Source organism: Paenibacillus sp. Y301 (assembly GCF_059445505.1).
Map to the genome: position 1 here is coordinate 121,181 of NZ_JCAIUL010000012.1, position 7,802 is coordinate 128,982.

General features: G+C 40.6%; 7 protein-coding genes. 4 read left to right on the top strand and 3 right to left on the bottom strand.

The window, feature by feature from the left end; genetic code table 11:
- The first annotated feature begins 49 nt into the window (after nt 1–49).
- Nucleotides 50–1,063, top strand: coding sequence for a potassium channel family protein (locus AC1D69_RS19315; protein WP_495457774.1), 1,014 nt, complete (start codon nt 50–52; stop codon nt 1,061–1,063).
- A gap of 271 nt (nt 1,064–1,334) precedes the next feature.
- On the opposite strand, the gene AC1D69_RS19320 is transcribed toward AC1D69_RS19315, so the two are convergent.
- Nucleotides 1,335–1,457: a hypothetical protein gene (locus AC1D69_RS19320; RefSeq protein WP_495457775.1), complete on the bottom strand. Its 123-nt coding sequence runs from the start codon at nt 1,455–1,457 to the stop codon at nt 1,335–1,337.
- A 369-nt stretch (nt 1,458–1,826) separates the two neighbouring features.
- On the opposite strand from AC1D69_RS19320, the gene AC1D69_RS19325 reads away from it, so the two are divergent.
- From AC1D69_RS19325 to AC1D69_RS19335, 3 genes are all read left to right on the top strand, one after another.
- Nucleotides 1,827–2,636 carry an SDR family NAD(P)-dependent oxidoreductase gene (locus AC1D69_RS19325; protein WP_495457776.1) on the top strand — a complete coding sequence of 270 codons (810 nt, stop codon included), beginning with the start codon at nt 1,827–1,829 and terminating at the stop codon, nt 2,634–2,636.
- 106 nt (nt 2,637–2,742) lie between these two features.
- A complete protein-coding gene (locus AC1D69_RS19330) occupies nt 2,743–3,285 on the top strand; it encodes a TetR/AcrR family transcriptional regulator (protein ID WP_495457777.1) in 543 nt (180 codons plus the stop codon).
- Nucleotides 3,286–3,485: 200 nt separating this feature from the next.
- Complete coding sequence (locus AC1D69_RS19335; protein WP_495457778.1) at nt 3,486–4,448, top strand: bile acid:sodium symporter family protein; 963 nt, start codon at nt 3,486–3,488, stop codon at nt 4,446–4,448.
- A gap of 92 nt (nt 4,449–4,540) precedes the next feature.
- Here the strand turns inward: AC1D69_RS19335 and AC1D69_RS19340 are convergent, their stop codons facing one another.
- Both AC1D69_RS19340 and AC1D69_RS19345 read right to left on the bottom strand, forming a co-directional pair.
- Entirely contained in the window at nt 4,541–6,202 is a 1,662-nt protein-coding gene (locus AC1D69_RS19340; protein WP_495457779.1) for an FAD-dependent oxidoreductase, read from the bottom strand.
- Between the two features lie 244 nt (nt 6,203–6,446).
- Complete coding sequence (locus tag AC1D69_RS19345; protein ID WP_495457784.1) at nt 6,447–7,799, bottom strand: MATE family efflux transporter; 1,353 nt, start codon at nt 7,797–7,799, stop codon at nt 6,447–6,449.
- Between the last annotated feature and the right edge of the window lie 3 nt (nt 7,800–7,802).

Consider the following 7,802-nt stretch of genomic DNA (forward strand, 5'->3'; position numbering starts at 1 on the left):
TAATTCATTTGAGCGGCCAGATTTATTGGATCAGAGATGAGGTAGGCGGATGCATTTTATTCTAAGGGTATCCACGAAGTTGATGCGGTTAAGGAAAAGAGCCATCGGGCTAATGATTCTGTTCTTCATTGTTCTGAGTGCAACCATTGCTTTTGTACTTGAGCCAGATACCTTTCACAATTGGTTCAATGCATTTTACTGGGTCATGACAACGATGGCTACGGTTGGGTATGGTGACTATTTTGCAGCAACGATCATGGGTAAGGTATTTACGATATTTCTATATATCTTTGGTATAGGTCTGTTGAGCTTAGTCATCGGTAAGGTCATTGACTCCATTGGAGAGGTGCAGAGAAGGAGGGGAGCGGGTACATTGAATTTTCGTGGTGAGAATCATGTTATTTTAATGAATTGGAGCAAAAAAGCACAGTCTGCTGTAGATGAGATCCTGTGTTATTCACCCAAATGTCACATCGTAATTATTGATGAGATAGGACAACATCCACTAGAACATATGGATCAGGTTCATTTTATTAGTGGGGATGCCTCTAGCGATGAAATCCTTCTTAAAGCCAATATACATGAGGCAAAGGCGGCAATTATATTTGGTGACACACGTATTGATGAGTCTTCTCTAATTGATGGTAAATCTTTGTTGATCGTTTCTAGTATTGAGCGCATCGCCCCGCAGGTGCATACGACGGTAGAAATCATGCAGGAGAAGAATATTCGGAATTTCAAACACGTTAATGTAAATGAGTTCGTACTTTCTCATGATGCCATCTCTAGACTTGCTGTACGATCCGCTCTGCAAGAGGGCAATTCTGATGTGATTACGCAACTGCTGAGTCGCCAGCATGGCGATGACATTTATGAGATACCACTAAATCGTGCGTGGAAGACCTATGGAGAAGCCTTTCAGGACTTACTTCTTCAAGGTGCAACCCTATTGTCCGATCGTAGCGACCTCAGTATTAACCGTAAGCTTAACGAGCCTATACCCGAAGGTGCGAAATTGTATGTTGTCTCGGATGAAGAAACTTACCTGAGGATTAAAGGGTAGGGAGAATGCGCCCAAATGGCTGCATGGAGAAGGTTTGAAAGGCTCGCGAAAGGGCTACTGCTCTGCGAACCAACAAACTGCAATATCCTGTTAGGATATTGCAGTTTGTTGCTACATTAAGTGCTTACTTTACTCGCCACATGTCCTGCTGCCCTTCTACCCGAGAAAACGGCGTCGGCTAACGACAAACCACTGATATAACTATTTGAACATATTCCAACAGCTGTTCTCCCCGCTGCATATAATCCTGCAATCGGTTGATTGGATGCATTCAGTACTTCGCATCGGTAGCTCCCCCAGCTGAAATACCTAATTGAATGCCGTTACCATTATCATAGATCGTACCTAAAGGCATTAAATTTGCTGCATCTTTAACATCGTATTCGGCTAACATTTCTTTATTGAAAATAAATCGCGTTTTCGTAGTTTTTTACACCTGTAAAACGCACGCCTTTCACTTCATTATGTTCAATGAGTAACTCGGTCCCTTTGCAAACACACGATGTCCTCTAGGTGCTGGATGAGCAGATTGATTGTACGGGTAGCACTTTTCATTGCCAGAGTAATGCCAGAGTAATACAAATAGAATTGATCAGAAGGATAGGAGGCTTTATACGGGCACCTACAACGATGAAATCAAACATTTCTCGATTCATAGAATCCCTCCGATAAAAAGTGGATTGACACCAATGGCTTGACACCGATTATTGTAGTTCATATAATCAAAACATACAAGTGTATGTTTTGATGAGGAGGGGATTCAATGGAAACGTTATTCAACGTTAAAGGGAAAGTTGTTATTGTCACAGGTGCAGCGGATGGACTCGGAAGAGCCATCGCACAAACTTTTGCTGAAAATGGCATGAACGTGGTTATGGCAGATATAAACGAGGAAAAAGGAAGCGCATTAGCTGATGAGTTAAATCAGAATGGTGGTACTACGTTCTTCGTGAAAACCGATGTGAGTTCCGAAGAAGACATGGTGAAATTAATAGCAACAACGATTGAGAAATTCGGTAAGTTAGATGGGATCGTTAATAACGCTGGAATTGCAGCTTCTTATCGCCCTACTCACGAATATGAGCTTGAGGAATACGAAAGGCTGACTGCGATCAATTTGAAGAGTGTCTTTTTAGGTATGAAATATGGTATTAAAGGCATTTTGAAATCAAAATCCTCAAGCGGCTTTATTATAAATATAGCTTCGATGGCCGGGATCTTAGGTAACGCGGGAATGGGCCTTTATACGGCATCTAAACATGGTGTTGTTGGCTATACCAAAACGGCTGCCTTAGAATATGGAATGCATAATATTACAGTGAATGCGATATGCCCTGGAACATTTAAAACGGGGGTCTGGACCAATACACCGGAAGAAAAAATTCAAGAAGTCGTTGGGTATTTAAGCGCCAATGGCCGTTTAGGTGATCCAAAAGAGGTAGGCTATCTTGCATTATTTTTAGCTTCTGATCTAGCGCGTTTCATTAGTGGTGCAGTCATTCCGATCGATTCCGGAGCTGGGGTAGGGAAGAAGATGCCTTTGCAATGGGAAGATCCTTCGATACTAGAATAAAATATTAAGCTGGAAACGAATAATTTACACAAAACGAAACAAAGTATAAAATAAACTTGAATTAAGGTTATTTTATACTTTGCTTTTTTGAAATGAGGATTTATTAGTGATTACAACAAAAGAAGACTTATGTGATTTCGCAATCGATTTATTTTATAAGGATGGGTTTGACAATGCTAGTATCAATTTGATCTGTAAAAAAATCGGTGTAACAAGAGGTTCATTCTATCACCATTTTCAAAGTAAAAACGATTTGTTGCTTTATTGGTTTGAAAAAAAAATTAAAATAATTGAATTCAACGAATCCATTGAATCACCGAATGAAAGACTTAAAGCTTATCAACTAGCTCATGGGAAGATGATAGAAACCATTGGCTATGATTTAATGTACCATATTTTAATGGCGGAATTTGCAATGGAAGGAAGACATTTTTCCACGTATTTTCTACCGCGTGAGCGAACATTATCTTTACTTCAACAAGCAATAGATAAGAATGAAATACAGAAACATGAAGATATCGTAATATTAATGGATACATATGTTTCAGCAACGATCGGGCTTATTGTTAAATGGAAGCTCGAACAAGGACAATTTAGTGTTGAGAAAAAGATGATTCAAATATATGAAACGATCTTTAAAAGTGTGTAAGCAGATTGAAGTGGCCTATTGATTTCGGTGCTTTAATTTTTTCTGAAGCATACCGAGGAAAATATCAAACTGCCTTCCTAAAAAGAGAATTTGTAATTATTGGAATCCATAGATTATTGATCGGGTTTGTCGTAAAATGAAATATTATAATCGGATTTGTCGTACAACGAGATATTACAGTAGAAGTGGGGCTCAGTAAAATGAATGCAATTTCAAAGGTCAGTGGTTTGGTAGGAAGAACATTTTCGCTATGGGTCATTCTATTTGCTTGTTTAGGTTTTTTTATACCTGATCTCTTTATCCCTTTAAAGGGGTATATTTCTTTTTTTCTTGGGATTGTCATGTTTGGGATGGGACTAACCTTGTCCGCTGCTGACTTTCGTGAAGTATTTCGTCGACCGCTAGAAGTGTTGATTGGTGTTGTTGGCCATTTCATAATTATGCCGCTACTTGCTTATGTGTTGGCTCTCGTGCTAAATTTACCACCAGATATCGCAGTAGGTGTTATTCTTGTCGGTTGTTGTCCGAGCGGTACGTCTTCTAACGTAATGACGTTGCTAGCAAAAGGAGATGTTGCGCTGGGTGTATCCATCGCTTCGGTATCCACGATAATTGCTCCATTGGCTACGCCAGCATTAATTAGTTTACTTGCAGGACAATGGATGCCTATTGATGGGGGAGCACTCATTAAGGACATTCTAATGGTCGTTATTGTTCCTATTATTCTCGGTGTTATCGTAAAGGCATTATTCAAAAAACAAGCTGAAGCCAGTGTTCAAGTACTTCCGCTTGTATCAACACTTGCTATTATCGTGATTGTGGCAATTGTGGTAGGGGGCAGCAAAGCCCAAATTATTGAAAGTGGCATGCTGATATTTGCAGTCGTTATTTTGCATAATCTTCTTGGCTATGTATTAGGCTATTCATTTGCCAAATTGTTCCGTATGAATACTAGCAAGCGCAAGGCCATTCTGTTCGAGACAGGAATGCAGAACTCGGGTCTTGGGGCCACATTGGCATCCGCGCATTTCAATCCTGTTGCAGCCGTTCCGAGTGCAATATTCAGCGTATGGCATAACATTTCGGGTTCTTTATTGGCGACTTGGTTTGCATACCGTTATGAGAAAAATGCTCGAAGTAGTAAAGAAGCGAATCATTCTTAATGGTTGAAGACTTATCAGCAGATGGAAGATTTACGTGACTTTAGGAAAGGCTATTTCTTTCAAAGAGATAGCCTTTCTCTTATGGTTATATTCTAATGTAAATCTTTTGAATTAATAAGTGTTTTGCTGATGTGATTTGCGGATATGTATCCGAATACAGTTGTAGGTCCAATGGTCGAACCTGGACCAGGATATACATGCCCCATAACGGATGCCGAGCAGTTCCCTGTAGCATAAAGACCTGTGATGGGTTGACCATTACGTAATGCCTGACCATGTTCATTTGCCACAATTCCGCCTTTAGTTCCTAAATCACCAGGATAAATTTTGACCGCATAAAATGGAGGTTTCTCAATAGCGCCTAAATTTGGATTTTTGTAAGTTGGATCGCCGTAATAGTTATCATAATCAGAATTTCCGCGTCCAAAATCTTGATCTGTTCCATTTTTTGCAAACTGATTAAATTTATCGATCGTTCCTTTTAATCCGTCGTAGTCAATCTGACATTGTTGCGCTAATTCTTCAATTGTATCTGCTTTAATTAAGAAACCGCTTTTAATTTCCTTTTTGGGAGTTCTATGAGGAAGCATATCTCCGAATAAATATTTATTTCGATTACGGCTTTCTAAGACGAGCCAAGAGTGAATGGCTTTTCCGTTCTTTTCTTGCTGTTCAAAAATGGCATGACCAGCATCCACGTATGATTCAGATTCATTGAAATATCTAACTCCAGTTCTATCAACAATGATGGAGTGTGGCATAGAACGTTCGTAAACCAGGAATTTTCTTGTGCCATTCGCGCCAATCGCCGTTGGTCCCCACCAAGCATCATCTAAGAGTGCCGTATCTAACTGATGTTTTTGCGCAATTAAAAGCATATCTCCCGTATTACTTTCACTTGCTGACGTCCAATCTGTACTGATATTATGATATTTTTTTCTTAATTCAGGATTTCGCTCAAAGCCGCCGCCTGCTAAAATAACAGCCTTACACTTAATGAAATGTGGTTGCCCATCTTTTTCAACTTCGATGCCTACGACGTTGTCTTCTTCAATGATTAAATCTTTTAATGGCGTTGAGAGCCATAGTGGTATTTGGTGATCTAATGCAATTTTGAGTAATTGACTTACTAGACCTGCACCTATTGAAGTAGCATGAGCGCCTTTCAATTTATGTTTAAAGCCATTTAAAAACATGCCGACCACGGTATTAAAATCTTTTGCATTCGTAAATGCTTTAGGTAAGGATGCTACTTTACCTGAATAGAGTGGGATCGGAGGTTTGATTTCGCCAGTGCGCAAGGTCTGTTCATATTCACCTAATACACGGGAATCAAAGATTTCCCCTTCAATGGATCGACCTATTTTTCCTCCGGGTTTCTCAGGATAATAGTCTGGATAAAGGGGGGCAGCTACCCATTTCATGCCGAGATCCTCTAAAAATTTCACCATTTCATGTCCGTTTTTTACATAGGCAACTTTGCGTTCATAAGTAGATGCCGGTCCAACATCTTTAATAACTTCTTGCATGTACATTAAAGCTTCTTCTTCACTATCCTGTAATCCGGCCTTTTTCGATACATGGTTGTTAGGAATCCACAACCCACCACCTGAAAGCGCTGAAGAGCCGCCCCACTTAGCACCCTTTTCAATAATCAATGTGTTTAACCCGTTGCGTGACGCTGTAATTGCTGATACAATTCCGCCTGCCCCGCTACCAACGACTACAACATCGAGTTCGGAGTGCCATTTCATAAAATAAAAATCCCTCCTAATTTTAATAGTTTAATTATCTGTTACTTATATGTTATCCACATACTCTATATTCAACATTTGTACGTTACAAATACAGCCGAAATCTAGACAAATTACCCTCTGCGAATGAAATCGAAGGCTATCTGGTTTGCAACATCTGAATACGAACAGGTACCGAAAAAGGGCAGGATCGAGGAGTGCCCTTATTCCCCCTTATCCTGCCTTTTTGCCTATTATATATTTTCTATTGTACCAAACTATCCAGATCCGGTTGTAATTTGTTCCGCAGAGCATACAGAATGAGGGCTCCAACAAGGAACGCGACGGCATCCGCTATGACGATCGACCAGACCACCCCGTGAAAGCCATTCATTCGATTGGCGAGATACAGCACAGGAATCAATGTGATTCCTTGAATAATGGACATGATAAATGCGGCGGTTCCTTGTCCTGTGGCTTGGAAGATGCCCGTAAACAACGTGGTCATTCCTGTAATGAACAAGGATAAGAACGTTACATGCAGAATGTAGCTGCCCATTTCGATTAATTGCGGGTCATTCGTAAATAATCCAATTAAGTGGTCGGAGATCAGATAGACGATGATGCCGAACACGAAGGCTAAGGCTACAATCGTCTTGATCGTGAATCCAATGGTATGCTTCATTCGTAATTTATTCGCTGTAAAAGAGAAGGCAATCATTGGCACGACACCCTCGCATAAACCCATCAGTATAAACTCAGGAAATTGTAATAAACGTGATGATATTCCGTAAGCGGCTACGGCCTGATTCCCATATTCGACAAGGAAATGGTTAAAGATAAGCGACATTGCACCCAAGAAGATACTCATAATAAAGACGGGAACTCCGATTTTGAATACATTGCTTAGAATGTTCTTGGTAGCCTTGAACCATTTTACGGAAATGGTTAGGAATTGACTCTTAGTTCTGATATGGAAGGCAAAAAATACACACGCAACCAAGTTAGAAATGACCGTAGCTGATGCAACGCCGATCACGTCCCAATGGAAGACGAAGATGACTAGCGCATCGAGAATGATATTTACGATAACACTGAGAATCATACCGATCATCGACGTGATGGCTGCACCCTCCGAGCGCACGATATTCTCCAGTGTGAAGAATAATACGACGATGGGTGAACCCATAAGCATTATCGTGACATAATCCTTCGTGAAAGCGAAGGAGTCAGGCGTCGCTCCCAGGCCATGTACGATTGAATCGATAAATAGAAGGCCGACGGCCATCAAGATAAGACCAAGAACTAAACTACTGTAAAAGGCAAATGAAGACACATGTTTTACATCGTTATATTTTTTCTCTCCCAGCAAACGGGAGATGAATGTACCGCTACCCATACCAATCAAGTTGCCTATCGCCATAATAGCTGCGAATAACGGCAAGGTTAATGCGAGTGCGGTTAACATGGCCGTATTGCCCAGTGTACCAAGGAAGTAGGCATTCAAGATGGAATATATGACACTCATTGACGTGCCTAGCATCATCGGTACAGCGAAGTGAGCGACAGCTTTTGCTACCGGTGCTTTTTCAAAGTAATGGAGGTTTTCTGCATCCATGTG

Bases quoted from the DNA above. Each gene is read 5' to 3' on its own strand.
- AC1D69_RS19315 (WP_495457774.1), top strand. From the start codon at position 50: ATGCATTTTATTCTAAGGGTATCCACGAAGTTGATGCGGTTAAGGAAA.
- AC1D69_RS19320 (WP_495457775.1), bottom strand. From the start codon at position 1,457: ATGTTAGCCGAATACGATGTTAAAGATGCAGCAAATTTAATGCCTTTA.
- AC1D69_RS19325 (WP_495457776.1), top strand. From the start codon at position 1,827: ATGGAAACGTTATTCAACGTTAAAGGGAAAGTTGTTATTGTCACAGGT.
- AC1D69_RS19335 (WP_495457778.1), top strand. From the start codon at position 3,486: ATGAATGCAATTTCAAAGGTCAGTGGTTTGGTAGGAAGAACATTTTCG.
- AC1D69_RS19340 (WP_495457779.1), bottom strand. From the start codon at position 6,202: ATGAAATGGCACTCCGAACTCGATGTTGTAGTCGTTGGTAGCGGGGCA.
- AC1D69_RS19345 (WP_495457784.1), bottom strand. From the start codon at position 7,799: ATGGATGCAGAAAACCTCCATTACTTTGAAAAAGCACCGGTAGCAAAA.